The organism is Acidiphilium multivorum AIU301, assembly GCF_000202835.1.
Taxonomy (GTDB): Bacteria; Pseudomonadota; Alphaproteobacteria; order Acetobacterales; family Acetobacteraceae; genus Acidiphilium; species Acidiphilium multivorum.
Window position 1 is genome coordinate 3,506,114 of record NC_015186.1, and the last position, 25,587, is coordinate 3,531,700.

Here is a 25,587-nt window from a genome sequence, read left to right on the forward strand (position 1 = left end):
GGCATGACCAGCACCGCCGATTCGACCGCCGTACCCGCTTCCGAAGACCCGGCCGCCGCGCCCGACGGCGTCTATGACGCCGCCTCGATCAGCGTGCTGCGCGGCCTCGATGCGGTGCGCAAGCGGCCCGGCATGTATATCGGCGACACCGATGACGGATCCGGCCTGCACCACATGGGCTTCGAGATCATCGACAACGCGGTGGACGAGGCGCAGGCCGGCTTTGCCGACCGGGTCGATGTCGTGCTCAACGGCGACGGCTCGATGACGGTGACCGACAATGGCCGCGGCATCCCGACCGACATTCATCCCGAAGAGGGGATTTCGGCGGCCGAGGTGGTGCTGACGCGGTTGCACGCCGGCGGCAAGTTCAACCAGAATTCCTACAAGGTGTCCGGCGGGCTGCACGGCGTCGGCGCTGCGGTGGTGAACGCGCTGTCGGAATGGATGGAGGTGCGCATCTGGCGGGACGGCAAGGAGCACCTCATCCGCTTCGAGAACGGCGACACGGTGGCGCCGCTCGCGGTGGTCGGCGCGTCGGAGCACGGCACCGGCACCTCGGTCACGTTCAGGCCCTCGGCCGCGACCTTCACCCGCACCGAGTTCGATTTCGCGATCTACGAGCGGCGGTTGCGGGAGCTTGCCTTCCTCAATTCCGGCCTGACGATCAACCTGCGCGACGAGCGGCACAGCGCCGTTCAGGAGGCGCATTTCCGGTACGAGGGCGGCCTCGTCGAATTCGTCTCCTGGCTCGACCGCGCGAAGACACAGCTGTTCTCGCCCCCGGTTACCGCGTTCAAGGACGATGCGCCGGGCGGCATCAAGGTCGAGTTCGCGCTCGCCTGGAACGACACCTATCACGAGACGATGCTCTGCTTCACCAACAACATCGTCCAGCGCGACGGCGGCACCCACCTCGCCGGCTTCCGCTCGGCGCTGACGCGCGTGGTTTCCAAATACGCGGAGAGCCTCGGCAAGAAGGACAGCCTCTCGCTCTCCGGCGAGGACATGCGCGAGGGGCTGACGGCGGTGCTTTCGGTGAAGGTGCCGGACCCGAAATTCTCGTCGCAGACCAAGGACAAGCTCGTCTCCTCCGAGGTGCAGCCGCTGGTGCAGGCGGCGGTGGCGGATGCGCTGGAACACTGGTTCGAGACGCACCCGAAGGAAGGCAGGCTGATCGCCCAGAAGGTGATGGACGCCGCCTCCGCCCGCGAGGCCGCGCGCAAGGCCCGCGAACTCACCCGCCGCAAGGGCGTGCTCGACATCTCGACCCTGCCCGGCAAGCTGGCCGACTGCCAGGAACGCGACCCGGCGAAGTCGGAAATCTTCATCGTCGAGGGTGACTCGGCGGGCGGCTCGGCCAAGCAGGGGCGCGACCGCAAGACCCAGGCGATCCTGCCGCTGAAGGGCAAGATCCTCAATGTCGAGCGGGCGCGGTTCGACCGGATGCTGGGTTCCGCGGAAATCGGCACCCTGATCACCGCCCTCGGCACCGGCATCGGCCCGGCCGAGCCGGAGCAGGGCGGGTTCGACATCTCGAAGCTTCGCTATCACCGCATCGTCATCATGACCGACGCGGACGTCGACGGCTCGCATATCCGCACGCTGCTGCTCACCTTCTTCTTCCGCCAGATGCGCGAGCTGATCGAGCGCGGGCACCTCTATATCGCGCAGCCGCCGCTCTATCGCGTCAAGCGCGGGAACGAGGAGCGCTACCTGAAGGACGACGACGCGATGGAGGCCTACCTCTTCGAGCGCGCGCTGGCCGAGGTGGCGATCGAGGGTGTGGACCTCGCGGCCGAACTGCCGTTCATGCGCGAGGCGGCGCGGCGGATCGCCGATCTCGCGCGGGATATTCCGGTGGCCTATGTCGAACAGGCCGCCATCGCCGGACTGCTCGGGGCGACGCCCGAGGCCGCCGGCGATCTGGCGCCCGTGCTCGCGGCGCGGCTCGATGCGATTTCGCTGCCGAACGAACGCGGCTGGATGGTCGCGGTGGATGCCCAGGGTGTCACCATGGCGCGGACCGTGCGCGGCGTTGCCGAGCGGCACACGATCGATCTCGCGATGCTGCGCTCATCCGATGCGCGCTGGCTCGCCGAGCGGTCCGGCCGCCTCGAGGCGCGCTTCGCGACCGCGCCGCAACTGGCGCACGGAACCGCGGCGCAGCCGGTCCGCGGCCCGTCCAGCCTGATCGAAACCCTGTTCGGCATCGGGCGCAAGGGATTGTCGATCCAGCGGTTCAAGGGGCTGGGCGAGATGAATCCCGACCAGCTCTGGCAGACCACGCTCGATCCCACGACCCGCCGCCTGCTGCAGGTGCGGATTGGCGACGCCGAGGACAGCGACCAGATCTTCTCGACCCTGATGGGCGATGTCGTCGAACCGCGCCGGGAATTCATCGTCGGCAATGCGCTCAAGGTCGCCAATCTCGACGTGTGACCGCGGCTGGAGCGGTCCGGTCCGCTGCCGGGAGTGCTGATGGTATCCGGAATGCATTCCGTGACATGCATTGGCGCATTTGCGCTAGTGGCTGCTTGGCGGAATGGAATTTCGGGCGGGCGAAGCCCGTTCGACGGTGCTGTCGGCCAGCATGTCGTGGATGATCAAGATGTGATTGCCCGGGGACTGTCTGATCGGAAAGGACTGACGTTATAATTCAGCCCATCATGCAGCGTCTGTCGCGGGGACAGTTATTCGGGATCGCCATCGTGCTCGTGATTTCCACGAGTTTTATCGCGGCTGTCGTGTATGGCGCCGTGTTCGGTGATACACAGGCCGCGAAACATTATTCCGCAGTGGCGCCCGGCGAACAATAGGCCAGGGCACCGGGTCGCGGCCGCGCCTTCAGTTCGGCAATCGTTCTGCCGGCATGACGGGACATCCAGGCCACAACGCACGGCATTCGAACCGGTCGGAAGATGCCTCGACATCCGCCTTTGTGCCGGCAGGGGCGATTGTAGCCTCTCAACGATGGATGGCCGGATCACCTGATTCGGGGAAAGTCATCGCCAGGAACAGTTTCAGGCTCGGATTCATGTTGGCCGCACACCAGGCAAGGACGTGATCAATCGTCGGCGCCTCCTCCAATTCACAGAACTGCACGCCCGAAGGGGCCAGTCTGCTCACCGAAACCGGCACGAGGCCGGCGCCGATCCCTTCGGCCGCGAGGCTGACGATTGTCGTCTGCAACTGGGTCTCTACCCGGATCGTCGGTCTGAATCCCCCCGCGTGGCAATACTCTTCAATCACGTTGCGCAAGGCGGGCGCGGTTTCGGCGGGCGTGAGGATCAGCGGCAGGTTTACCAGATCGTCGCGGCAGATCAGGCTCCGCGCCGCCAGTTCATGCCCGGCCTGAAGGACGACGCAAAGCCGCTCCCGATAAACCGGCCGGACTTCGAGCCCGCGCACCGGCGGCGGCGGAAACATGACGCCGAGGTCGAGTTGCCCCGCCATCAGATCGCTGACCAATATGTTCGGCATCACCTCCCGCAAACGTAATTCCACGCCCGGCAGGTCGGTCATGACCCGGCGGGCCAGTTTCGGAACGATGGTTTGGGCGGCATGCATCATGAAGCCGAGGGAGAGTTCGCCTATTTCGCCGGAAGCCGCGCGGCGTGCGTTGCGACACGCCCGATCGAAGAGGGTCACGATCTCGCGCGCCTCGGCAACAAAACGAAGGCCCGCTTGCGTCAGGCGCACATGGCGGGAATGCCGATCGACGAGCCGCACCCCAAGATCCTTCTCAAGGGCCATGATCTGCCTGCTGAGCGGCGGTTGGGTAAGGTTCAACCGCTCCGCTGCGCGCCCGAAATGGAGCGTCTCGGCGAGTGCGATGAAGTAACGCAGCTGGCGGATATCGGGCATGATACCGAATAAGCATCAATCGGGACGTTAATCGGTATTAGACAGTATCAATCGATGAGTCTACATGCCCGCCATGCTGTCGACCCTCATCATCGTCATCCCCGTCTTTGCCTTGATCTTCGTCGGCTGGCTGGCGCGGCGCCTCGCCGTGCTTGGTTCGAATGCGACGACCGAACTCAACCGCTTCGTCGTGTATCTCGCATTGCCGGCGCTACTGTTCGATATCGTCGCGCATGCCCGTTTGTCGGAGATCTGGCAGCCGGGCTTTATCGCCGTGTTCGCACTCGGATGCCTTGCCGTCTTCGCGTTGACGATCCTGGTGAGCCTGAAGCGGCCATTGCATCTGGCCGATGCGGTGATCGACGGACTCAATGCGGGCTATGCGAATGTCGGCTTCATCGGGTTTCCGCTGGTGGCGGTCGCCATCGGCCGCAATGCGCTCGGGCCGACCCTGGTCGCGACGATGATCACCGTCTGCGTCCTGTTCGGAGCCGCGATCGTGCTGATCGAAATCGGCCTGCAAACGGAGCAGCGCCCGGCCCGCATGGTCCTGAAAGTCGTGCGGTCGCTCGGGCGGAATCCTCTTCTGGTCGCACCAATGGCAGGTGCCGTCGTGCCGATCGCCGGGCTTGCGATTCCATCCGCCGCCGAGACGTTCCTGAAACTGCTGGGTGGCGCGGCGTCACCGTGCGCTTTGGTGGCGCTTGGCCTTTTCCTTGCGGAGCAGCGGGATACGAAGCCAGATGCGGCGCCCGCCTGCCTGCTCGTCGGATTCAAGCTTGTCCTCCAGCCGGCGCTGACCTGGGTATTGGCCAGTTTCGTATTCGAACTGCCGGCCGCTCTCTCGCATACGGCAGTCCTTCTGGCGGCATTGCCGACCGGCACCGGGCCTTTCATGCTGGCCGAGTACTATCGGCGGGAGGCGGGAATGACATCGAAGGTCATTCTCGCTTCCACGGTGCTCTCGCTGCTCAGCGTCTCGGGCTACCTCTACGTCACGCATTGAGGCGGCAGGCCGCCCGTGCCGCCAGACCGTGAACGGTCCGGGCGACGGCGGACATCAACGGCAGATTTCATGACCGGCGGTGCCAGGCCTTTCGGCGGGTACCAATCCCCGCCGCCGCCGAACCAGGGACCGGAAAAGGCAGCATACCTGCCTATACTACGCATTAATATTTTTCGATCAGAATAACCCCGATATCGGGAAGTTTGTGATGCATGCGTACTAACAAGGCCGCCTGGTCGAGGGGCGCGGTTGGCTTTCTCTGGATTGCTGTCGCACTCGTCGTTCTGATCTGTGGCGCATTCGAGCGGTTCGAATTCGAGGATGTTGCGAACGGCATCCGGGCGCAGGCAAAGACGGTCGCGACGGAATATGCAGGCACGATCGCGCGGCGCCTGTTCAACCAGTTTACCGAACTGGAATTCATCGCGATCAGCCTTCTTGCCCCGCAGCCGGACGGGACGATATCTCCATCGCCGCGAACGATGCACGCTCTTTTCCGCTTCATGGCACTGCATCCGAGCCTTTATGCGTTCAACGTGCAGTCGCCGGACGGTAACCGCATCATCTGGTCGACGATCAGGCAACCGAAGCGACCGATCACGATGGCATCGGGGTTCACACCCCTGCCAGCCCATGCCGGATATCTGCTGGGGCGGCCGCGCTTTGCCTCCCGTGTGCATAGTTACGCCATAACGATGCGGTATCGCGCATCGGGTCCAGACGGGCGAACGCGGTATTTCGTTGGCACACCCTACAGGCTCGATCGGCTTTTCGCCTTTCCGAACCGCTTGCGCACACCGCTTGCGCTCTCCGTGATCGATTTGAGAAACCACAGGGAGCTTGCCACCTGGCGATCCGGCCGGCTCGATTTCAGCGAATTTAACAAGCGGGACACGGGCGTTGCCGGGAAGGCAGGCGGCAGACCTCTCGTCCGCGGTCGAGCCGGCATCGTGCCGGTGCCGGGCCTGCCGCTGGAAATTGCCGCGGGCTGGCCCCGAAATGTCGTCTTCGACGATTGGGTCCGGACAGGTCGTCTCCGCTGGGCCGTCGAGGCGCTCTTTGTCGGGGTTATGGCGCTTCTGGTGCTGCTTGTCGATCGAGGCCGCCGCCGCGAGCAGCGGGCCGCCGAGGCAATCGAGCGGGTCCGAACGACGGACGAGGCCACGGGTCTGAGCACGCGCGCGATGTTCGAGGAACGGATCCCCGGGCTCTGCGATGCCCTCGGCTCCGGCCGCCAACTGGCTGTCATCGTGATTGATATCGAGGGCTTCACGGAAATCAATGCCAGGCACGGCCGGAAGGCGGGCGACAGGATTCTGCGCGCCCTTGCCGAACGCCTCAGGGCGCTGCCGGATGCTCGGCTTCTGGCCCGTGTCGGCGCGGATTCCTTCGCATTCGTTCATGTCGGCATCCTGGAGCGCGAGATACATGCGCGGATCGATGCGGCGCTGGCGGTTGTCGAAACGCCGTTCGACATATCGGCAGGGGTTGCGGAGACCCTGAAACTCTCTCTCGGAAGCGCCCTTTACCCGGCCGATACGGGATCGGCGGCGGCGTTGCTCGGCCGGGCCGAGGTGTCCATTTTCGGCCAAATTCAACGCCAATACGGTATCAGGCGCCGGGATCTCGACCCCTATTCGCCGGAATACCATGCCATGCTCGGATGGGGATGGCGCTTTCTCAATCATCTGATCCCCGATTTGGCCGCCGGAGTATTCGACGATTTCGCGGCGGACGCGCGGAATGTCCCCATCATCCAGTCGCTCGGCACAGAACGTGCCAGAAGGCTCGAAAATGGACTCCGGCGCCATGTCGCAATGTTGCTCGATCCGGAATTGACGCGCGAGCGCCATCGGGACGAGGCGTTGCGGGTCGGCCGCATGCATGTCGCGCTGGGGATCGATATCAGTGCGCTGACGAGTGCGACCAGCGGCCTCTACCAGCGCATTGCGGTACTGAGCCAGCAGATTCCGGGGCGCGTCAGCCAGCGCCAGATATATCTGGATATCATCCTGCAACGTTGCGAATTCGACATGGAGACCCAGCAGGATGCCGCGGCGCGGTTGCGCCATGAAATTCACAGGACACTCGGCGCACTGGCCTTGGAAACGCGCGGGCAGACGCGCGGCGTCGATGTCTGCGACTCGATCATCGGCGCGATGGAAACCTGGCCCTTCGTCGCCTTCAGCGCCATATACACCGAAGGTGTCGACGGCCTGCTCGTTATCGAAGCGGAAAGCGCGGCTCATCGTGCAACCATGAAACGGCAACCGCGGCTGCGTCTGGACGGGCGCAGCCTCAAGGAACTCGATGGGCATCCCATTGCCGAGGCCTGGCTTTCGGGAGAGCCGGTCCATGGCGCGGCGGAGGAGTTCCTTGGCGCTCGTGACACTGACGCAAATGACAGGCCCCTCGCCGAGGCGGGAATTCAAAGCGCCGCGGCGCTGCCGATCACGGAGACCGGCGGTCGCGTGCGTGCCATTCTGGTTCTTTACGGCCGGATAGCCAATCAGTTCTCTGCGCCGGTATTGCGCGACTCCCTGGAGGCGCTCGGCCTGATCGCCGCACGCGGCATTGAGCAGGCGCGCGATGAGTCGCTGGCGCTCCTCCCTGCCGCCGACCGCCAGAGGTGGCGGAGCCGTCTGTTCGACGGGGGCTTGCAGATGTTCATGCAGCCGATCGTCGACCTGCGAACGGGGCGGGTGGTCAAGGTCGAGGCCTTGGCACGGCTGGAACTTCCGGGAGGGCAGTTGATCAGCCCGGGCCAGTTCCTGCCGATCCTGAGCCAGCAGGATCTCGACAGGCTTTTCATCGAGGGCATGCATATGGCGATGAAGGCGGTTCGAGAGTATCGCAGCCTCGGCATCGTGGTCGATCTTTCGGTGAACCTGCCGCCGACGTCTCTCCGCAATCCCGATTGTTCGGGATGGATCCGGGCGGCGCTTGAGACGCACGATTTCGATCCGAAAGATCTGACGCTCGAACTGCTGGAAGACCAGGAAATCGGCGGTGGCGATGCGGGCCTCCGGGCGATCGAAGCCCTCCATCGTGCCGGAGTGCAATTGGCGCTGGATGATCTGGGAGCGGGTTACGGCAGTTTGATGCGGCTTCGGAACCTTCCTTTTGACATGGTGAAGATCGATCAGGGCCTGGTCCGGGGCATATCCGAGAATGACCATCGTTCCATGAAACTGGTCGAGGCGCTGGTGGAACTTGCGCGGCGGCTGGATATTCCGGTGACGGTCGAAGGGTTGGAAACGTCCGCACTCATCGACATGGCTCGTCGCTTTGGCGCCGAGTTCGGCCAGGGGTACGGCATCGCTCGTCCGATGCGGGCGGAGGAAATACCGGGATGGATCGCAGGGTTTCGTCTGCCTGCCGAAAGCAGGCCGGCAGCGCCGTCATATGTCGCATTGTATTGAGGCCTTGATTTCGCGGGCCAGGGCGGAACGGCGGTGAGGCGCCCCCGCGGCGCACAAGCCGGCCCCTTGATGGACCAATGTCTCTGCCGGTCACGTCATTGCGACGATTGCCAATCCTTCATGTCATTGTGAGCCGATTGCGCTTGCCGAAAGGCGTCTGCCGCGCCACCTTAGCGCTATGACGCAGCACCATGCTCCGACCATCGATATGACGATTTCCGGCGAATTTCGCGATCCGCCAGGGCGGTATCCATCGCTGGCGGTCATTGCGCTGCGCGTTGCGGCGTTCGGCCTGATGCTGGGATTTGCCGCCATTGTGTTCTGGCTGGCCGTGTTCACCTTGCCGCTGCTGTTTGTGTTCGGGGTGGCCGCCTACCTCTATCTGCGCTTCCAGATGGCGCGCGGAAAATTTTCCGGCGGGCCGAGCGTCCTGCGCGTCTTCCGCTTTTAATCCGCTACCGTGAACTGAGGGGGCCGGTCGCGCCGGCCCCACGGCAATCGGTCACTCGGCGATGATGTTGCCGGAGCCGCCGAATTCCGCCGGAAAATCGGCAAATTTCGGCAGGCCGTCGCGAATGGGCAGCACGGTCTCGCTGTAGTTCACATGCAGCGCGGGTTTGTGCTCGAGCGTCGGAATCGTTGCCGAAAACACATCGACCAGGCCGAGAGGCGGATGGTCCGCCATGATGTGGCCGCCGCACAGCTTGCAGAACTTGCGCTCGCTCATCGGGGTCTTGGCGAAGGTGGCGATGTTCTCCTCGCCCTTCGTGACCGTCACGGCTTCAGGCTTCCAGAGGCTGAACGCGTTGACCGGCCCGCCGGACCAGGAGCGGCAGGAGCGGCAATGGCAGATGCCCATGCCTTCCGGCTCCCCGCTGACCTCGATTTCGACGGCACCGCAGAAACAGGCCCCCTTATGGATCGTCATATTCGGATGTCTCCTCAAATTGCGGCCCGATGGTGCCGCACGGTGCGCTGATCGGCAAGAGTGCTGACAGGATCGTCCGGGCATGCATGATGGGCCGCGCCGGAGAGTCACCTCCGGCAGCAAGGAACGCGTAGGGGAGGATGACATGACGGAACCGCGCTGGCGCCATCGGCCGGAGGGATCGAACTGGGGCGATTTCGGACCCGACGATCAACGGGGGCGTCTCAACCTGATCACCCGGGAAAAGGTTCTCCAGGGAATGGCCGAGGTCCGGGAGGGGCTCGTGTTCTGCCTCAGCCTGCCGCTCGATTTTCCGGGCGGCAACCTGCTGAACGAACGGCGTCATCCGCCGGTCCTGCGCCCGACGCTGCGGGGCGACCGACCCAATTTCAACTGCACGCTCACAGGCGCCGAAAGCGCGCGCACCGACGTGTTCAACGACGATCTCGCGATTCTCCATCTGCAATACTCGACCCAGTGGGATGCGCTCAGCCATGTCGGCGGCCTGTTCGACGCCGATGGCGACGGCGTGGCCGAGAAGGTCTTCTACAACGGCTTCCGCGCCGGCGAAGACATCGTCGGCCCGACCGAAACCCGGGATGCGGGCGTGCAGTCGGACATGGCGTTGCACAGCACGTCCCACGCTGGCGCCCTGGGCATCGAGCGGATGGCGGCGCACGGGGTGCAGGGCAGGGGCGTGATGATCGACCTGCGCGCCCATTACGGCGATGCCCGCGTTCTGGTCGGGTATGACGCGTTGATGCGGGTGATCGACGCCGACCGGATCGCGATCGAGACCGGCGACATGGTGTGCCTCCATACCGGCTTTGCCCAGCGCGTGCTCGAGATGGACCGCTCGCCCGACCGGGCCGTGCTGCACGAAAGCTGCGCCGTGCTCGATGGCCGCGACGAACGGCTCCTGCGATGGATCAGCGACAGCGGCCTCGCGGTCCTGATCGCCGACAATTACGCGGTCGAGGCCTTCCCGGCCTCGGAAGCCCGGCATGAATGTTGCTCGATCCTGCCGCTGCACGAGCACTGCCTGTTCAAGAACGGCATCCATCTCGGCGAGTTGTGGCACCTGACGCCGCTGGCCACCTGGCTGCGCGAGCATGGCCGGACGCGCTTTCTGCTGACGGCGCCGCCGCTGCGGCTGCCAGGCGCCGTCGGTTCGCCGGTCACTCCGATCGCGACCGTCTGAGCGAAGGCGCCGGCCTGGCCGGCGTTTCACGCAGCAGCGCGTCGATCGCCGCGACCGTTTCGTCCGGAAGGTGGCGCAACTGCCGGGCGAAGCGGTTGGCGAGCGCCGTCTGCGCCGGCGTCAGCCCGCCCGTGTGCAGGCTGATGCGCGGGCGGGAGTCGCGGGCGAGATCGGCGAGTTCGTGCGCCTCGTCCCAGATCAGGTCGAGCCGTTCGCAAATCTGGTGAATCAGTCCCGGCGAGGGGGCGCCCCGCCGGCCGTGTTCCAGCGCCGAGAGGTAGGCGGCCGAAACGCCGAGCCCATCGGCCATGGCGCGCAGGGTCATCTTGCGTTCGGCCCGCAGCGCGCGCAGCCGGGCGCCGAACGGCGTCATCTGCCCCGCCTCACGACCGCAGACGCCGCAGCAGCACCCGCAGCGCGCCCTGATTGGCCGCATGCGGATGGCAGACCGCCAGGATCATCGGGCGCAGGGGCTGGTCGTTGAGCCAGATCGGCACTTCGCGTCGCAGCACACCTTCGCCACCGGTCCGGCGTCCGTGGCCGGTCACGATCTCGACGCAGCGCATCCCGCGCGACACCGCGCCCGCGATCAGCGCGTTCACGGCGACATGTGCCGCGGCCGCCGTCATCCCGTGCAGGTCGAGCGTGCGTTCGGGGGCGATTCGCCCGGCGCGGAATTTCGCCCAGGTCGCGCGGTCGAGCCCCGGCGGCGCCACGCCGATCGCCACGCCCGGGCGGCGCTGCGGCAAGGCCGGGGGCGGTGCCGGCGCAGCAACGACGCGCACGCCCTCGGGCTCCGGCCGGACGCTGCCGGGCTTGTCCGGAGGCGGCGGCTCAGGCACGCGCACGCCGCGCAGCGGGCGGACATGGCGCAGATAGCGCGTCCAGACCTCGAGATCGGCGGCCGGGAGGGGTTTAGCCCTGCGCGCCATCCCCGCCTGCGCCGCCGAGCAGCACGATGTGCAGCCGTCGCGGGCCATGCGCGCCGAGTTCGAGCGTGCGCTCGATATCGGCCGAGCGCGACGGCCCGGTGACCAGCATCACGTTGCGCGGCATGCCGCCGGCCTGGCGCAGCCGGTCGAACGCGTCTTCATACGGCCCGACCACGTCGGACTCGCGGAGCACGACGATTTCGGTATCCGGCAGCAGGTTGAGCGTGGTCGGCGAGCGCTGGCCGGAAGGCAGCATCAGCGTGCCGGTTTCGGCGATCGCCGCGAAACCGCGCTGCACCGAAACCATGTCGCTCGGCTGCGCGCGGCCGAAGCGATGGGCGAGCAGCGGGGCATCGTTCCAGTTCGCCGCCTCCAGATCGGGATGCGGCGCGATCACCAACTCCGCCGGCAGGTTCTGCTCGCGCAGGTAGCCCGCGATATGGGCGGGCAGGTCCGCCATGTCGGCAAGGCGCTGAACGGTCGCGTATTCCCGGGTCGCATTGGCGATGAACAGCTCGATCAGCGCGTCATGGTCGAGCGCGACGCGGGCGGGGATCGTGTGGCGCGGGTGGGCATCGAGCCGGGTGCGGAGCATCGCCGCCTGGTCGGCGGGCAGCGTGCCGCGCCCGAGGCCGCGCCGTATCGTGCCGAGGATCGCCGCGCGCTGGGCCTGGTTGTCCTGTTTCATCGGCTGCGCTGCTCCCGTGCATAGCGTGCGAAGAAGGTTTCGCCCTCGGGGGCGGGCATGTCGCGCGCGGCGGTCCAGGCGCCGGCGAGCGGCAGCCAGCCGAAGCGGCCGCGCTTGCGCCCCATGACCCCGAGTCCCCATGCCGCGATGCGCGACACGCTGCGGTAAAGCCCGGGGCGCCGGGCGACGAACCCCCAGCCGCGAATGCCATAGCGCGTGGTCGCCGGTGCGAGATGCCGCTCGAAGGCCCGCTCGCGCCAGTGGCGCATCATGCCGGTGAGCGGAATCTTCATCGGGCAGACGCTTTCGCACTTGCCGCAGAAGGTCGAGGCCGTGGGCAGCAGATGCGCCTGGTCGGCGCCGAAGATGGCCGGGGTCAGCACGCTGCCCATCGGGCCGGAATACATCGAGCCATAGGCGTGGCCACCCACGGTGAGATAGACCGGGCAATGGTTCATGCAGGCCGAGCAGCGGATGCAGCGCAGCATGTCCTGGAACTCGGTGCCGACCATGTTCGAGCGGCCATTGTCGAGCAGGATGACGTGATATTCCTCCGGCCCGTCGGGGTCGCCGGGGCGTTTCGCGCCGGTGGAAAAGGTGGTGTAGACCGAGAATTCCTGTCCGGTGGCCGAGCGCGCCAGAACCCGCAGCAGCGAGACGGTGTCCTCAAGGGTGGGGACGATCTTTTCCAGGCTGGCGAGCACGATATGCACGCGCGGCAGGGTTTGCGTGAGGTCGCCATTGCCCTCGTTGGTGACGATCACCGAACTGCCGGTTTCCGCGATCAGGAAATTGGCGCCGGTGATGCCGACATCGGCGGCGATGAACTGCTCGCGCAGCACCGCTCGGGCCTCGGCCTGGATGTCGCGCTTTTCGTGAAACACCCGGTCGGCTGGCAGATGGGTATGGGCGGCGCGGAAGCTGGCTTCCCAGTCCTCGCGGTTGAGGTGGAAGGCCGGGCCGATGATGTGGCTCGGCGCCTCGCCCCTGATCTGCAGGATGTATTCGCCGAGATCGGTCTCGACCGGGCGGACGCCGTTTTCCGCGAGGTGCTCGTTCAGCCCGATCTCTTCGGAGATCATCGACTTGCCCTTGGTGACGGTTTTCGCCCCCACCCGGCGGCAGATGTCGAGCACGGCATTGCGCGCGTCCTCGGCGGTGCGGCACCAGTGAACCTGCCCGCCATGGGCCTCGACCTGCTCCGCATAACGCTCCAGGTAGAAATCGAGATGGGCGAGCGTATGGTTCTTGATGCCCTTCGCGGTTTCCCGCAGGGTCTCGAACTCGGGCAGCCGGGCGACCGCGGCCGCGCGGGTCTGGGCGAAGGGCTTGCGAGCGCGGTCGAGCGCCTTCTGCAATCCCGCGTCCTGCATCGCGCGGCGGGAATTTTCCTTGAAATCGGGGCTGGTATTCAGCATCGGGCACTCCTTCGTTCGCGACTTTAGAGAATGGAAGCGCCGAAGTGAACGGCCCCAGCCGCACGAGCCGATTTCTTGATGGATCAAAAAAAATGGCGGCACTTGCGTGCCGCCAAGTTTAGGGAGGAAACGTCCAAGAAAGCAAACAGAGCGAACGGATCGCTGTGTTGCTGATGCTTTTTATAGTCATCCGAGCGGGGATATGCAAGAACTTTTTTGCAGTGCAGCATCGCAAGCTTTGCGGCGCTTGCCGTTGCCGACGTCGTGTCAGCTCCGGGGTCGATGAAGCGCGCGAAAATAACGGCAAATTAACCGTTCTGCCGGATATTGCGCGCATGCAGCGGCGCCTGACCAAAACCCTTGTCGCATCATTTGCGGTATTCGCCCTGTCCGGCATTCGGCCGGCCAGCGCATTGCCGACCGGCGAGTTGCCTGCGTCGGCGCCGGTCGTGGATCCATCGCTGCTCTGTCAGGCCGCCGTCATCATGGCGGAGTCCGACAAGCACACTCCGGTCGGGCTGCTGCGTGCCGTCGGAACCGTCGAAAGCGGCCGCCGTGATCGTGTGACCGGCCAGCTGGCGCCTTGGCCCTGGACCATCGATGCAAATGGCGCCGGCCACATGTACCAGACCGAGGCCGAAGCGATCGCCGCGGCGCAGTCGTTTCTGCAGCAGGGCGTGACCTCGCTCGACATCGGTTGCATGCAGGTGAACATCCAGCAGCACCCCCACGCGTTCACCAACCTCGTGCAGGCGTTCGACCCGATGGCGAACGTCTTCTATGCGGCGGACTTCCTCACCCGGCTGAAGGCGCAACTGGGCACCTGGGAGCAGGCGATCGCCGCCTATCACTCGCAGACGCCGTCGATCGGCGCACCCTATGCGAGGCAGGTTCTTGCCCGTTGGCAGGGACAGACCGGCGGGCAACCGAGCGGCCTGCCGCTGGTGCAGACGGCCATGACGCCGCCTCTCGCGCCGGTCGCGCAGCCATCGGCGGCGCCTCGTGTGTGGGGGCCGGGATCCGCGGGCGCCTCGCCCGCCGGCAAGGCGCTGCCGCAGATGTCGAAGCCCGCGCCGGGTGCCGTGGCAATTCGCCGCTTCGCACCCGGCGCGTTTGCCTTCGCGCCGTTGCACGGTTCGCCGACGCTCCTGCCCGCAACCGCACAGCCAGGTGGCCCGGCGTCACGGATTACCGTGCCCGGCGCCATTGCCGGCGGCATGGCGGGCCGGAATCTCGCGGCCTATCGCCGCGCGCCAATCCCGATTGCAGGCCCGTCTTCCTGAACGGACCGGGAACCCTGCGCCATGCGGTCCGGAGGTCTCCTGTCCGGGAAACCGGCCCCATTTGCCATATCACGCAAGCAGGCGATCCGACCTGGTCAGGCGCCCCCGCCCGGAGTTTATGAAAGGCGCGGCCCCCAGGACGGGTCCTCGGCATTCGTTGGCGTCGGCGTGATGCGCTCATTGAAACCGTCGACGCCGATCGTGACGAGATGGGATACGTTCCCGACCCTGAGCGGGCTCTGCCGGTAGAACATGATCACCCGGCCGTTGGGACAGAAGGTTGCCCCCTCTTCCAGATAGCCCTGCGACAGCAACCGCTCGCCCGAGCCATCCGGCTTCATCACGCCGATGCCGAAACCGCTCGAGTCGAGGCGGGTGAAGGCGATCGCATCGCCGCGCGGCGACCAATCCGGCTCCGCATAGCGCGCATGGCCGTATGAAATCCGCTGGACGTTCGATCCGTCGGCATTCATGACGAAAAGCTGCTGGTCGCCGGAGCCGTCGCGGTCCGAGTTGAACACGATCTTGGTGCCATCCGGGCTGTAGCACGGGGTGACGTTGATCGAGTTCGCGTCGGTCAGCTGGGTCATTCGCCGGCTTCCCAGGTCGTATTTCACGATCATCGCGCCGCCGCCCTTCGATATCGAGAACAGCAGCGCGGAGCCGTCGGGGCTGAAACGCGGGCCGAAGCTCATATCGCCGAACGAGCCGATATTGGTGCGCGCGCCCGTCTGCAGGTCGAACAGATAGACCTGCGGGCGATTGTTCTCGAAGCTGACGAAGGCGAGTTGTTGCCGCGTCGGGTTGAACTGCGGCGAGAGCGCCATGTTGCGGCCCGAGGTGAGGAAGCGGACATTCGCGCCGTCGTAATCCATCAGCGCCATGCGACGGATCGGGCTGGTCGGAGGGCCCGAGACGGATATGAACGCAACCCGCGTGTCGAAATAGCCCTTTTCGCCGATCATCTGCTGATAGATGTCATCGGCGATGATATGGGCGATCCGCCGCCAGTTGCCCGATGCCGTGGTATAGGCCGTCCCCTGCAACTGCTTCTGCTGCGAAATGCCCCAGAGCCGGTATTCGACGCGGATCTGCCCCGCGCCCGGGCTCGTCACCTGGCCGGTCACAAGCGCCTGCGCCCCCAGAATGCTCCAGTTGTTCCAGACCGGCACGCTGTTGACCACCGAATTCGGCACGAAGCTGGTGGGATCGATCGCGCTGAACAAGCCGCAATGGTCGAGATCCGATGTGACGACCTGGGTGATCTGGGCGCCGATATCCGACGTATTGCCGCTTGCATCGGTGAAGGCCGGCAGGGCGATCGGGATGGGCGCGTTATGCGCGCCGGAGACGTTGATCGCATCGCTCGGGCCGTTCGCGGCATTCTGCGCGCGGGCGAGCCCGGGCAGCATCAGCCCCGCGGCTCCGGCGCCGATCATCAACCGGCGGGACAGCGGCGGCAGCCGCTCGACCAGGGTTCCGGGAACGCGCGGATGGTGGGCGGGCGACGGACGGCGGATCGTCATGAAGAACCTCTATCCTGAAACGCTTCGAACACTATGGAGTGAACCTGAAGATGAAGGTATGCACCGAGCCGAGCATATAGGACGGCAACGGCAGCTTGGCACATTGATAGTTCTTAACCGCATCGACGGCGCGGTTGGCGAAGGCGGCGAAGAGCGGATCGCTCATCTTGCCCTGGTCGGCGGGCGCCACCCGGGCTTCCCGCACGACGCCGCCCGCATCGGTCACGACCTGTAGCAGGACGCTGAATTTCTGCACGCCCGGCGCGCCGGCGTCGATGCCCCAGCACGGGCGGACCTCGTTGCCGATCGCATCCCGCTGCGAGGCGGAAAGGCCGGAATTCGCCGTGCTCATCTTCGTGCCGCCGCCATTCGGCGCGCCGCCGCGCTCGGGATTGTAGCGCGCGGTCGGCGGCTTCTTCTGCTTCTGCAGCGCGCGCAGCTTCGCCAGCGTGTTGAGCACGGACTGGCTCATCGGCACGGGGGTCTTCACCTCGTGCTTCTGGCTGGTCGGGCTCTTTTCCGCGGGCGCCGGCGGCGTCTTCTTGGGGGGCAGCGGCAGTTTCTTCGCCGGCTTCGGCGGCGTCTGCTTCTGCGGCGGATGCGGCGGCGGCGGCGGCGGTGTGGGAATCGGTGTCGGTGCCGGGGTTGGCGGCGGGGGAGGGGGCGGGGGCGCTGGCGGCTGCGGCAGCTTCGGCGCCGCGTGGGGCGCGGGCGGCGGCGGCGGCGGCGGCGGCGGCGGTGCGACCTTCGGCTGAGGCTTGGGTTTCTGGACGGCAAGATGGGCCTTGTGGACCACCTTCGTGTCCGCCGGCGCCGCCACCTTGCCCTTGTGGAGCGCCTGCTGCGGCGCCGCGTTGCCGACCAGCGTGACATCGACCGCCTCGGAAGGCGGGGCGTTCAGCTTCTCCGTCGGCAGGACGGCGACGAGCAGCAGAATGATCGCCAGATGAGCGATTCCCGAGACGATCGCACCGCGCCGAAGCTCAGGTTCCATGGGTCGATCCCGTCTCAATCCATCCGCCTGCCGGTGATCCCGTTCCGGCTGGCTCAGCGTTTCGTGGCCGTCGGCTGCTGGGCGAGCAGCGCGACCTTGGTGAACCCGCCATTGGTGATCGTGGCCATCACCTTCAGCATCGTGCCGTAGGGCACTGCCGTGTCTCCACGCACGAAGATGCGGCGGTCGGTGTTGTGCTTGGCGATCTGTTGCAGCGTCGAAACCAGATTGTCGAGCTGGACCGACGAGTTCTGCAGATACACCGAGCCATCAGCCTTCACCGAGATGGTGATCGGCGTCGCGTCGGTATTGACCGGCTTCGCGTTGGCGTGCGGCAGATTGACGGTGACGCCGGAGGTGATGAGCGGCGCCGTGATCATGAAGATGATCAGCAAGACGAGCATCACGTCGACGAGGGGGGTGACGTTGATTTCCGCCATGGGCCGGTAACGACCGCGCCTTCCGCCGGATTTCCGATCGAGCAGACCGCCGGCCATGGTCAGGTGCGCTCCTCGGCCTGGCGGGAGAGGATCGCGCTGAACTCGGCGCCGAAGGCCTCGAGGCGCGCGGCCAGGCGGGCAAGATCGGTCGACAGCTTGTTGTAGGCAAGCACGGCCGGAATGGCCGCGACGAGGCCGATCGCGGTGGCGAACAGCGCTTCGGCGATGCCGGGCGCGACGACGGCGAGATTGGTGTTGTGCATCGCCGCGATCGCCGAGAACGAGTGCATGATGCCCCAGACCGTGCCGAACAGGCCGACGAACGGGGCCACCGCGCCGATCGAGGCCAGAAACACCATGTAGCGCTCAAGGCGCTCCATTTCCCGCATCGTCGTGACGCCCATCGCCCGGTCGATCCGTTCGGCGACGCTGGAGCGCACCACGTCGGCGCCCGCGATCCGGCTGGAACGGCGCCATTCGCCCATGGCGGCGCCGAAAACGGCCGCCATCGGATGGCCCGGTTCCGCGCCTTCCTGGTCGTAAAGCTCATCCAGGCTGCGGCCGGACCAGAACTTGTCCTCGAACGCGTTGGCCTCGCGGTTGACGCGGCGGATGCTGAGCGACTTCTCGATGATGATCGCCCAGACCCAGACGCTGGCCGCAAGCAGCAGCACGATGACGACCTGCACCACGAAACCCGCATGCAGGAACATGCCCAGCAGCGAGAGGTTGGTGCCAGGCGCCGCGAGCCCGGCAGTATTCACAGCCTGATCCACGTTCAGTCCCCTTCCACGGCCGCCAGGCCGTCTTCTGTTTTGCCGCCCGCGACAGCGTCATCGTGCATCCGCACGAGGGCGGCGCGCATCTCCGCCGGCAGGCGCGCCGCTCTCCCGCTCGCCCGATCGACGCAGGCGAGCTGCAGCCTGATTCGCACCAGCGTAATGGCGTCGCGCCGGATCGTCTGGTCCAGCGCGACACGCGCTGCGGCAACCTGCCGCACACGGGTCACGACGGTGATCAGATCATCGAGTCGCGCGGGCCGCTCATAGTCGATTTCCGCGCGGTGCACTACGAACATCCGGTCGTGGACATCTACCATTTCCGCGTGTGGCACCCCCAGCGAACGCAGGGCTTCCGACCGCGCCCGCTCGGCGTAACGCAGATAATTGGCGTGATAGACGATGCCGCCCGCATCGGTATCCTCGAAATAGATCCGCACGCCGAGCCGATGCTCGCCGCCGCGAAGCGCATTTTCCAGCATGTTCGCGACGTCGTTCATGGGTCGAACGGCAGATCCGACTGGCCGGGAGCAGCGGTGGGCGGCAGCAGGCCGAGATGCGCCCAGGCCTCGCGCCCGAGCATTCGACCGCGCGGGGTGCGGATCACGAACCCCTCCTGGATGAGAAAGGGCTCGATCACGTCTTCGAGCGTGTCGCGCGGTTCGGACAGTGCCGCGGCCAGGGTCTCGATACCGACCGGCCCGCCATTGTGGTGCTCGGCGATGCGGCGGAGATAGCGCCGGTCCATCGCATCGAGCCCGCGCTGATCGACGTCGAGCCGCGTCAGCGCCGCGTCGGCCGCCGCGCGGTCGACCCTCGCCGTGCCCGCGACGGCGGCGAAATCGCGCACCCGCCGCGTCAGCCGGCCGGCGATCCGCGGTGTCCCGCGCGAGCGGCGGGCGATTTCCGCCGCGCCATCCGCCGTGATGTCCATCTCCAGCAGCGTGGCGGCGCGGGTGACGATCAGGGTCAGTTCCTCCGGCGTGTAGAAGACGAGCCGGAGCGGAATGCCGAACCGGTCGCGCAGCGGATTGGCGAGCAGGCCGGAACGCGTGGTCGCGCCGATCAGCGTGAACCGCGGCAGGTCGATCCGCACCGATCGCGCCCCGGGCCCCTCGCCGATGATCAGGTCGAGCACGAAATCCTCCATCGCGGGATAGAGAACCTCCTCGATCGAGGGCTGCAGGCGATGAATCTCGTCGATGAACAGAACGTCCCTCGGTTGCAGGTTGGTCAGGATGGCCGCCAGATCGCCCGATTTCTGGATGATCGGCCCCGAGGTCGCCCGGAAACCAACCCCCATCTCGCGCGCGATGATCTGCGCCAGCGTGGTCTTGCCCAGCCCCGGCGGGCCGTGCAGCAGCACATGGTCGAGCGATTCGCCCCGGCCGCGCGCCGCGGCGATGAATATCGCAAGATTTTCTCGGCTCGCTTTCTGCCCCGTGAATTCCGCGAGAGTTTGCGGCCGCAGGGCGGCTTCCGGCCCGTCCTCCGCATCGCGCGCGCCGGAGAGCAGCGCCCGGTCTTCCGCGCCGCTCATCGGGCGAGCCGCCGCAGCCCGCCGCGGATCAGCTCATCCAGCGCCGCGTCCTCGCCGGCCTCCGCCTGCACCGCGGAAAGGGCCGCCTCTGCTTCGGCACGGCGGTAGCCGAGATTGACCAGGGCCGAAAGCGCGTCGGCCAGCTTCCCCTGCGGCGGAGCGACGGGCGGGGCCGTTCCGGTCGGGATGAAGGCCGAGCCGGTCGGCATCGCGGCAATCCGCTCGCGCAGCTCGGAAATCAGCCTTGCGGCAAGCTTGGGGCCGACGCCGGGCGCGCGGGTGATCGCCCCCCGGTCGCTCGCGGCGATGGCGCTGGCGAGCTGGTCCGGCGGCAGCGCCGAAAGCAGGTTGAGCGCCACTTTCGCGCCCACGCCCTGAATGGTGGTGAGCAGGCGGAACCAGTCGCGCTCGGCGGCATCGATGAAGCCGAACAGGGTGATCGCATCCTCGCGGACCTGGGTTTCGACGAGCAGCGTCGCGCGCGCCGGCGGCGCCGGCAAGGCGGCCAGGCTGCGCGCGGAGCAGAACACCACGTAGCCGACGCCGCTCACATCGATCAGGCAGCGCCCGTCCTCGATCTGCTCGGCCGTGCCGCAGAGCCGCCCGATCATGCCGCCGGCACCCGGCTGGCGGTGGCGAGATGATGCGCATGGCAGATGGCGACGGCGAGTGCATCCGCCGCATCGGCGCGGGTGATCGCCGCCCCCGGCAGCAGGCGGCGCACCATGAGGGCGACCTGGTCCTTTTCCGCGGCCCCGGTGCCGACCACGGCGCGCTTCACCGTCTTGGCGCCGTATTCGGCGACCGCGATTCCCGCCCGCGCCGGGGCGAGCAGGGCGACGCCGCGGGCATAGCCGAGCTTGAGCGTCGCGGTCGCGTTGCGGTTGACATAGGTTTCCTCGACCGCCGCATGGTCGGGCGCATAGGTCGCGAGCAGCCGGGCGAGGGCGGCGTCGAGCGTATGCAGCCGCTCGGCCACCGCCGCCGCGCCGTCGGTCGCGATCACCCCGTCGGCGACATGCCGCAGCCGGTTGCCATCGGCGTCGATGATGCCGAAGCCGGTGAAGCGAAGGCCGGGATCGATCCCGATGATGCGCGCGCGAATCGGCATGCTCACGGACTATAAAGGATTCCGCGCCCCCCGTCCGGTCAGGCGGACAGTGCCTGCATCACGTCGTCGGGAATCTCGAAATTGGCGTAGACGCTCTGCACGTCGTCGCTCTCCTCGAGCGCGTCGATCAGCTTCATCACGCTGCGGGCGGCCTCCTCGTCGAGCGGCGTGGTGGTGGTCGGCCGCCAGTCGAGCTTCGCGGCTTCGGGCTCGCCGAATTTCTGCTCCATCGCGTCGCGCACGGCGAAGAAGTTTTCCACCGCGCAGATGATCTCGTGGCCCTCGTCGGTGCTCTGCACGTCGTCCGCCCCGGCCTCGATCGCGGCTTCGAGCATGTCGTCCGCGCTGGCGGCCGCGGTCGGATAGCGGATCAGGCCGATCCGGTCGAACATGAAGGCGACGGAATTGGTCTCGCCCAGCGCGCCGCCATGTTTCGAGAAGGCCGCCCGCACGTCGGAGGCCGTGCGGTTGCGGTTGTCGGTCAGCGCCTCGACGATGATCGCGATCCCGGACGGGCCGTAACCCTCGTAGCGCACCTCCACGTAATCGTCACCGCCGGCGCCGCCCGCCGCCTTCTTGATCGCCCGCTCGATCGTGTCGCGCGGCATGTTCGCCTGGCGGGCGGCGGCGCAGGCCGCGCGCAGCCGCGGGTTCGCTGCCGGGTCGGGCAGGCCGGTCTTGGCCGAGACGGTGATCTCGCGGATCAGCTTGGCGAACTGCCTGGCGCGCCGCGCATCCTGCGCGCCCTTGCGGTGCATGATGTTCTTGAATTGCGAATGTCCGGCCATCAGAAAATCCATGATTCATCGCCGGTGCGCGCCCGCGCGCGTCCCGGAAGTTTGGTCGCGGCCGGCGATACCATGTCCGGCCCGAATTTGATATGCCCCTTCGGCGACCCGTTTTTGCGGTCATGATCGGGGGATGGATGGAGAGTGCGTCGCTGGGGCTGGCGCATCGCGCATGGCGGCTGCTGCCCGCCGAGACGCGCCGCCGCGCGATGACGCGGGTGGCGGGCCTCATCGCCGGCCGGCCGGATCGCCTGCCGCCGGCGGCGAGCGAGGGCATCGTGGTGGCCGGCGATATCGACGGGGCGAACGGCCTCGCCGAGACCAGCCGGATCATGGATACGGTGTTCCGCCAGATCGGCGTGGGGCGCGGCACGCTCCAGCTCGGCCTGCCCAGCGTCACCCCCGCGCCGGGCGCGCTGCCGCCCGCCGAGGCCGCGATGCTCGCGGTGGTGAACGCGCCGATCCTGCCCGTCGGCCTCGCCCGCTGGCCGCGCGCGCTGATGCGGGGCCGCCGGGTCATCGGTCTCTTCGTGTGGGAACTGCCGGCGGTGCCGGCCGCCTGGCACGTGGGGGCGAAATTCGTCCACGAGATCTGGGCGCCGTCCGCCTTCTGCGCCGAGGCGTTCGAGCCCCTGGCGCCGGGCCGCGTGCGCGTCGTGCCCTATCCGCTCGCCGCCCTGCCACCGCGCCCGGTCGAGGGCGGACGCGCCGATTTCGGCCTGCCCGACGGCGCGCTGGTGGTGCTGGTCGTGTTCAATCTCGCGTCCAGCCGCGTGCGCAAGAACCCCGAAGGCGCCATCCGCGCCTTCCGCGCCGCCTTCGGCGACCGCCGCGACCGGATGCTGGTGCTCAAACTGTCCGGCACCTCGCTGTATCCCGAGGACCTCGCGGAGATCCGGGCGATGGTCGCGGATGCGCCGAACATCCGGGTGATCGACGAGACCATTCCCGAGCCCGCCCTGCGCGGCCTCATCGCGGCGAGCGATATCGTGATGTCGCTGCATCGCGCCGAGGGGTTCGGCCTCATCCCGGCCACCGCGATGCTGCTCGGCCGCCCGGTGGTGACCACCGGCTGGTCCGGCAACATGAGCTTCATGGACGCGGACAGCGCTGGCCTTGTGAAATACGATCTGGTGCCGGTGAACGACCCGCGCGGCACCTACCGGCTGGAGGGCAGCCGCTGGGCGGAGCCGGATGCCGGCCATGCGGCGGCGCTGCTCCGGCAACTGGCCGACGATCCCTCCGCGCGGGCCGCACTCGCCGCGCGCGGGCGGGAGACCGCGATGCGCGCGCTGGGAGACGCGCCGGTGCGCGACGCGCTCGCCGCCTCCGGCATCCGATGAGGATTCTCACCTGGCAATGGGGACGGCGCGGCGCCGGGCCGCGCTTCGCCGCCCTGCTCCATGCGGCACTCGGCCGCCTGCCGGCGACCGAATCGGTGCTGTCGCTCTCGGCCGAGGCGGAAATCCTCGGCGCGGCGGATGCGCCGGACTGCGCCTGGCGCTACCCGACCTATTCGAGCGCCGCCGGCGCGCTGGCGCGGCTACTCACCCTGCCCCTCGCCGGGCGCAGCGTTCGGGCGGAACTCGACCGTCTCGCACCGGATGTGGCGCTCTGCGCCATGCCCGCGGTGCTCGACCGGCTGATGGTCGCCAATCTGCGCGTGCCTTACGGGATCATCGTGCACGACGCGGTCTCGCACCCCGGCGAAAGCTTGAGCTTCCGGCTGGTGGATCAGGCGCGGCTGCTGCGCGGCGCGGGGCTGCTGGCCACGCTCAGCCAGGCGGTGACCGACGAGTTGCACAATGCCGGCGCGGTCCGCCCCGGCCAGCGGGTTCTCACCCTCACGCATCCGCCGATGCCGGTGGGCGACGGCGCGATGCCGGCCGCGCCCTTCGCCCATGGCGGCCGGCCGCGGCTGCTGATGTTCGGCCGGCTGCTGCCCTACAAGGGGCTCGACCTGCTGTGCCAGGCGATGGCGGATCTCGGCCCCGATCCCGGGTTCATGCTGAAGGTGGCGGGCGATGGCCCGGATTCCGCCGAACTCGGTCGCCTCGGCGCGATGCCGCATGTCGTGGTCGACCGGCGCTGGATTCCCGAGGCCGAACTGGCGCAACTGATCGGCGATTCGGATGCGCTGGTGCTGCCCTACCGGCAGGCGAGCCAGTCCGGCGTGGCGGCGGCGGCGCTCGCCCTGGGCCGCCAGGTGATCGCCACCGATGTCGGCGGCCTTGCCGAGCAACTGCGCGACGCGCCGCAGGCGATCCTCTGTCCGCCGGATGCCGGCGCGCTGGCCGATGCCCTGCGCACCTGGCGCGACCGGCGCTTCACGCCGGGGCCGACGCCCGCCGCCGATCCGATGGCGGCATGGACGGCGATGGCGGCTCAGTTGCGCGCCGGGCTGGGCGCGATTTCGGGCGCGGCCTGAACCGGCTTCACCGACCAGACCAGCATTGCGGCGCCGGCCAGCATCACCGCCACCATCACGAACGGCGCGCCCGGAAACCGCCACGGCAGGACGCCGCTGAACGCCTCGAACACGGCAGCCCCGGTCAGCGGCGCGACGATCGCGGTCAGCCCCTCGATGGAGGAGAGCGCGCCGTTCATCCGCCCCTGCTGGTCCGCCGGTGCTGCGCGCGAGAGCATGCTGCGGATCGCCGGATTGGCGATCGAGCCCAGCGCCATCAGCCCCACTCCGGCGAACAGCCACGAAGCGGTCGGCGCAACGCCGAAGATCATGTAGGCGGCCGCGTTGCAGGCGAAGCCGACAAAGGCGGCGCCGCGTTCGCCAAGCAGTGTCACGGCCCGGCGGACCAGACCGAACTGCACGAGCGTCGACGCGATGCCGGTGCATGCGAAGAAGATGCCGTTCTCGCGCGGCCCCCAGCCGAAGCGCAACGAGGCATAGAGTACAAAAACCGCCTGGATCGCGCCGAGGCCGAACCATCGCACGCTCCACGCCGCGGCGAGGCGCCAGAGGCGCGGCACGGTGGTGAGCAGCCGCATGGCGCCGAGCGGTGTCGCTTCCCGCAGGCGAAACGGCCGCCGCCGCTCCGGCGGCAGCGATTCGGGCAGGACGAAAATACCGTAGACCACGTTCACCGCGACCAGCCCGGCCGAGACCAGAAAGGGCAACCGCAGATCGATCGCGCCGAGAAACCCGCCGATCACCGGCCCGGTGGTGAAGCCGAGCCCGAACGCGGCGCCGATCAGGCCGAAACGCTGGGCGCGCCGTTCCGGCGGGGTGATGTCGGCGATATACGCGCTGGCGGCCGAGACGTTGCCGGCCGTCGCACCGGCGATCAGCCGGCCGACGAACAGCCAGAGCAGGTTGGGCGCGAAGGCGAGGAGCAGATAGTTCGCCGCACTCCCGGCGAGGGAAACGAGAATGAGGCGGCGGCGGCCGAACCGGTCGCTCAGCTGGCCGAGCACCGGGGCGGCGAAGAATTGCGTCGCCGCGAAGGTCATGCTCAGCACGCCGACCCAGAGGGCCGCGTGCGAGGCGGGTGTTGCGGACAGCTTCTCGACGAGATCGGGCAGAATCGGCGCGATGAGGCCGAAACCGATCGAATCGATGACGAGAACCGCGAAAATGAACCCCATGGTGAGATCGATCCATCCCGTTCAGCAGAGGGCGGGTAGACTGATTCGAACCGGAAGGGGA

General features: G+C 67.4%; 24 protein-coding genes. 8 read left to right on the plus strand and 16 right to left on the minus strand.

Annotated elements, in window-relative coordinates; genetic code table 11:
• Positions 1-3: 3 nt before the first annotated feature.
• A complete protein-coding gene (gene gyrB, locus ACMV_RS16030) occupies positions 4-2,442 on the plus strand; it encodes a DNA topoisomerase (ATP-hydrolyzing) subunit B (RefSeq protein WP_012040386.1) in 2,439 nt (812 codons plus the stop codon).
• 525 nt (positions 2,443-2,967) lie between these two features.
• Here the strand turns inward: gyrB and ACMV_RS16035 are convergent.
• Positions 2,968-3,867 carry a LysR family transcriptional regulator gene (locus tag ACMV_RS16035; protein WP_007424119.1) on the minus strand — a complete coding sequence of 300 codons (900 nt, stop codon included), beginning with the start codon at positions 3,865-3,867 and terminating at the stop codon, positions 2,968-2,970.
• A gap of 64 nt (positions 3,868-3,931) precedes the next feature.
• Here ACMV_RS16035 and ACMV_RS16040 point away from each other — a divergent pair, with 64 nt between their 5' ends.
• The 3 genes from ACMV_RS16040 to ACMV_RS16050 all read left to right on the plus strand — a co-directional run bounded on the left by ACMV_RS16040 (position 3,932) and on the right by ACMV_RS16050 (position 8,746).
• Positions 3,932-4,873 carry an AEC family transporter gene (locus tag ACMV_RS16040; RefSeq protein WP_013641091.1) on the plus strand — a complete coding sequence of 314 codons (942 nt, stop codon included), beginning with the start codon at positions 3,932-3,934 and terminating at the stop codon, positions 4,871-4,873.
• A gap of 212 nt (positions 4,874-5,085) precedes the next feature.
• On the plus strand, positions 5,086-8,295 hold the full coding sequence (locus ACMV_RS16045) for a bifunctional diguanylate cyclase/phosphodiesterase (RefSeq protein WP_013641092.1): 3,210 nt from the start codon (positions 5,086-5,088) through the stop codon (positions 8,293-8,295).
• A gap of 208 nt (positions 8,296-8,503) precedes the next feature.
• Complete coding sequence (locus ACMV_RS16050) at positions 8,504-8,746, plus strand: hypothetical protein (RefSeq protein ID WP_007424122.1); 243 nt, start codon at positions 8,504-8,506, stop codon at positions 8,744-8,746.
• Between the two features lie 51 nt (positions 8,747-8,797).
• Here ACMV_RS16050 and ACMV_RS16055 read toward each other — a convergent pair whose 3' ends face one another.
• A complete protein-coding gene (locus ACMV_RS16055) occupies positions 8,798-9,223 on the minus strand; it encodes a GFA family protein (RefSeq protein ID WP_007424124.1) in 426 nt (141 codons plus the stop codon).
• A gap of 145 nt (positions 9,224-9,368) precedes the next feature.
• On the opposite strand from ACMV_RS16055, the gene ACMV_RS16060 reads away from it, so the two are divergent.
• On the plus strand, positions 9,369-10,424 hold the full coding sequence (locus tag ACMV_RS16060; RefSeq protein WP_007424123.1) for a cyclase family protein: 1,056 nt from the start codon (positions 9,369-9,371) through the stop codon (positions 10,422-10,424).
• On the opposite strand, the gene ACMV_RS16065 is transcribed toward ACMV_RS16060, so the two are convergent.
• From ACMV_RS16065 to ACMV_RS16080, 4 genes are read right to left on the minus strand one after another with little or no spacing between them, the layout of a single operon-like run.
• On the minus strand, positions 10,402-10,797 hold the full coding sequence (locus ACMV_RS16065; RefSeq protein ID WP_007424125.1) for a helix-turn-helix domain-containing protein: 396 nt from the start codon (positions 10,795-10,797) through the stop codon (positions 10,402-10,404). The two genes, ACMV_RS16060 and ACMV_RS16065, sit on opposite strands and share 23 nt — an antisense overlap.
• A gap of 10 nt (positions 10,798-10,807) precedes the next feature.
• Entirely contained in the window at positions 10,808-11,356 is a 549-nt protein-coding gene (locus ACMV_RS16070) for a Smr/MutS family protein (protein WP_012040392.1), read from the minus strand.
• Positions 11,340-12,044: a LutC/YkgG family protein gene (locus tag ACMV_RS16075; RefSeq protein ID WP_013641093.1), complete on the minus strand. Its 705-nt coding sequence runs from the start codon at positions 12,042-12,044 to the stop codon at positions 11,340-11,342. The genes ACMV_RS16070 and ACMV_RS16075 overlap by 17 nt, the downstream gene beginning before the upstream one ends.
• Positions 12,041-13,462: a lactate utilization protein B gene (locus ACMV_RS16080; RefSeq protein WP_013641094.1), complete on the minus strand. Its 1,422-nt coding sequence runs from the start codon at positions 13,460-13,462 to the stop codon at positions 12,041-12,043. The genes ACMV_RS16075 and ACMV_RS16080 overlap by 4 nt, the downstream gene beginning before the upstream one ends.
• Positions 13,463-13,635: 173 nt before the next feature.
• Here ACMV_RS16080 and ACMV_RS16085 point away from each other — a divergent pair, with 173 nt between their 5' ends.
• Positions 13,636-14,745 carry a lytic transglycosylase domain-containing protein gene (locus ACMV_RS16085; protein ID WP_041665453.1) on the plus strand — a complete coding sequence of 370 codons (1,110 nt, stop codon included), beginning with the start codon at positions 13,636-13,638 and terminating at the stop codon, positions 14,743-14,745.
• A gap of 116 nt (positions 14,746-14,861) precedes the next feature.
• On the opposite strand, the gene tolB is transcribed toward ACMV_RS16085, so the two are convergent.
• The 9 genes from tolB to ACMV_RS16130 are packed head-to-tail and all read right to left on the minus strand — an operon-like array spanning position 14,862 to position 21,923.
• On the minus strand, positions 14,862-16,271 hold the full coding sequence (tolB, locus tag ACMV_RS16090) for a Tol-Pal system beta propeller repeat protein TolB (RefSeq protein WP_007423228.1): 1,410 nt from the start codon (positions 16,269-16,271) through the stop codon (positions 14,862-14,864).
• Positions 16,272-16,302: 31 nt separating this feature from the next.
• Positions 16,303-17,265, minus strand: a complete 963-nt coding sequence (locus tag ACMV_RS16095) for a hypothetical protein (RefSeq protein ID WP_013641096.1) — start codon at positions 17,263-17,265, stop codon at positions 16,303-16,305.
• Between the two features lie 53 nt (positions 17,266-17,318).
• Positions 17,319-17,762: a protein TolR gene (tolR, locus tag ACMV_RS16100; protein WP_007423682.1), complete on the minus strand. Its 444-nt coding sequence runs from the start codon at positions 17,760-17,762 to the stop codon at positions 17,319-17,321.
• A gap of 2 nt (positions 17,763-17,764) precedes the next feature.
• Positions 17,765-18,481 (minus strand): protein TolQ, encoded by a 717-nt coding sequence (gene tolQ, locus ACMV_RS16105; protein WP_007423683.1) that lies wholly within the window; start codon positions 18,479-18,481, stop codon positions 17,765-17,767.
• Between the two features lie 2 nt (positions 18,482-18,483).
• Positions 18,484-18,984, minus strand: a complete 501-nt coding sequence (gene ybgC, locus ACMV_RS16110; protein ID WP_007423685.1) for a tol-pal system-associated acyl-CoA thioesterase — start codon at positions 18,982-18,984, stop codon at positions 18,484-18,486.
• On the minus strand, positions 18,981-20,024 hold the full coding sequence (gene ruvB / locus ACMV_RS16115; RefSeq protein ID WP_012040398.1) for a Holliday junction branch migration DNA helicase RuvB: 1,044 nt from the start codon (positions 20,022-20,024) through the stop codon (positions 18,981-18,983). Before ruvB ends, ybgC begins: the two co-directional genes overlap by 4 nt.
• Positions 20,021-20,635, minus strand: a complete 615-nt coding sequence (gene ruvA / locus ACMV_RS16120) for a Holliday junction branch migration protein RuvA (RefSeq protein WP_012040399.1) — start codon at positions 20,633-20,635, stop codon at positions 20,021-20,023. Before ruvA ends, ruvB begins: the two co-directional genes overlap by 4 nt.
• Positions 20,632-21,135, minus strand: a complete 504-nt coding sequence (gene ruvC / locus ACMV_RS16125; RefSeq protein WP_035187026.1) for a crossover junction endodeoxyribonuclease RuvC — start codon at positions 21,133-21,135, stop codon at positions 20,632-20,634. The genes ruvA and ruvC overlap by 4 nt, the downstream gene beginning before the upstream one ends.
• A gap of 38 nt (positions 21,136-21,173) precedes the next feature.
• Complete coding sequence (locus ACMV_RS16130; RefSeq protein WP_035187039.1) at positions 21,174-21,923, minus strand: YebC/PmpR family DNA-binding transcriptional regulator; 750 nt, start codon at positions 21,921-21,923, stop codon at positions 21,174-21,176.
• Positions 21,924-22,060: 137 nt separating this feature from the next.
• Here ACMV_RS16130 and ACMV_RS16135 point away from each other — a divergent pair, with 137 nt between their 5' ends.
• Both ACMV_RS16135 and ACMV_RS16140 read left to right on the plus strand, forming a co-directional pair.
• Positions 22,061-23,266, plus strand: a complete 1,206-nt coding sequence (locus ACMV_RS16135) for a glycosyltransferase (protein WP_041665155.1) — start codon at positions 22,061-22,063, stop codon at positions 23,264-23,266.
• On the plus strand, positions 23,263-24,351 hold the full coding sequence (locus ACMV_RS16140) for a glycosyltransferase (RefSeq protein ID WP_013641099.1): 1,089 nt from the start codon (positions 23,263-23,265) through the stop codon (positions 24,349-24,351). Before ACMV_RS16135 ends, ACMV_RS16140 begins: the two co-directional genes overlap by 4 nt.
• Here the strand turns inward: ACMV_RS16140 and ACMV_RS16145 are convergent.
• Positions 24,309-25,526 (minus strand): TCR/Tet family MFS transporter, encoded by a 1,218-nt coding sequence (locus ACMV_RS16145; protein WP_007421764.1) that lies wholly within the window; start codon positions 25,524-25,526, stop codon positions 24,309-24,311. The genes ACMV_RS16140 and ACMV_RS16145 overlap by 43 nt on opposite strands.
• Between the last annotated feature and the right edge of the window lie 61 nt (positions 25,527-25,587).

Coding starts and splice junctions, on each gene's coding strand:
- gyrB (WP_012040386.1), top strand. CDS start 4: ATGACCAGCACCGCCGATTCGACCGCCGTACCCGCTTCCGAAGACCCG.
- ACMV_RS16035 (WP_007424119.1), bottom strand. CDS start 3,867: ATGCCCGATATCCGCCAGCTGCGTTACTTCATCGCACTCGCCGAGACG.
- ACMV_RS16040 (WP_013641091.1), top strand. CDS start 3,932: ATGCCCGCCATGCTGTCGACCCTCATCATCGTCATCCCCGTCTTTGCC.
- ACMV_RS16045 (WP_013641092.1), top strand. CDS start 5,086: ATGCGTACTAACAAGGCCGCCTGGTCGAGGGGCGCGGTTGGCTTTCTC.
- ACMV_RS16050 (WP_007424122.1), top strand. CDS start 8,504: ATGACGATTTCCGGCGAATTTCGCGATCCGCCAGGGCGGTATCCATCG.
- ACMV_RS16055 (WP_007424124.1), bottom strand. CDS start 9,223: ATGACGATCCATAAGGGGGCCTGTTTCTGCGGTGCCGTCGAAATCGAG.
- ACMV_RS16060 (WP_007424123.1), top strand. CDS start 9,369: ATGACGGAACCGCGCTGGCGCCATCGGCCGGAGGGATCGAACTGGGGC.
- ACMV_RS16065 (WP_007424125.1), bottom strand. CDS start 10,797: ATGACGCCGTTCGGCGCCCGGCTGCGCGCGCTGCGGGCCGAACGCAAG.
- ACMV_RS16070 (WP_012040392.1), bottom strand. CDS start 11,356: ATGGCGCGCAGGGCTAAACCCCTCCCGGCCGCCGATCTCGAGGTCTGG.
- ACMV_RS16075 (WP_013641093.1), bottom strand. CDS start 12,044: ATGAAACAGGACAACCAGGCCCAGCGCGCGGCGATCCTCGGCACGATA.
- ACMV_RS16080 (WP_013641094.1), bottom strand. CDS start 13,462: ATGCTGAATACCAGCCCCGATTTCAAGGAAAATTCCCGCCGCGCGATG.
- ACMV_RS16085 (WP_041665453.1), top strand. CDS start 13,636: ATGCTTTTTATAGTCATCCGAGCGGGGATATGCAAGAACTTTTTTGCA.
- tolB (WP_007423228.1), bottom strand. CDS start 16,271: ATGACGATCCGCCGTCCGTCGCCCGCCCACCATCCGCGCGTTCCCGGA.
- ACMV_RS16095 (WP_013641096.1), bottom strand. CDS start 17,265: ATGGAACCTGAGCTTCGGCGCGGTGCGATCGTCTCGGGAATCGCTCAT.
- tolR (WP_007423682.1), bottom strand. CDS start 17,762: ATGGCCGGCGGTCTGCTCGATCGGAAATCCGGCGGAAGGCGCGGTCGT.
- ybgC (WP_007423685.1), bottom strand. CDS start 18,984: ATGAACGACGTCGCGAACATGCTGGAAAATGCGCTTCGCGGCGGCGAG.
- ruvB (WP_012040398.1), bottom strand. CDS start 20,024: ATGAGCGGCGCGGAAGACCGGGCGCTGCTCTCCGGCGCGCGCGATGCG.
- ruvA (WP_012040399.1), bottom strand. CDS start 20,635: ATGATCGGGCGGCTCTGCGGCACGGCCGAGCAGATCGAGGACGGGCGC.
- ruvC (WP_035187026.1), bottom strand. CDS start 21,135: ATGCCGATTCGCGCGCGCATCATCGGGATCGATCCCGGCCTTCGCTTC.
- ACMV_RS16130 (WP_035187039.1), bottom strand. CDS start 21,923: ATGGCCGGACATTCGCAATTCAAGAACATCATGCACCGCAAGGGCGCG.
- ACMV_RS16135 (WP_041665155.1), top strand. CDS start 22,061: ATGGAGAGTGCGTCGCTGGGGCTGGCGCATCGCGCATGGCGGCTGCTG.
- ACMV_RS16140 (WP_013641099.1), top strand. CDS start 23,263: ATGAGGATTCTCACCTGGCAATGGGGACGGCGCGGCGCCGGGCCGCGC.
- ACMV_RS16145 (WP_007421764.1), bottom strand. CDS start 25,526: ATGGGGTTCATTTTCGCGGTTCTCGTCATCGATTCGATCGGTTTCGGC.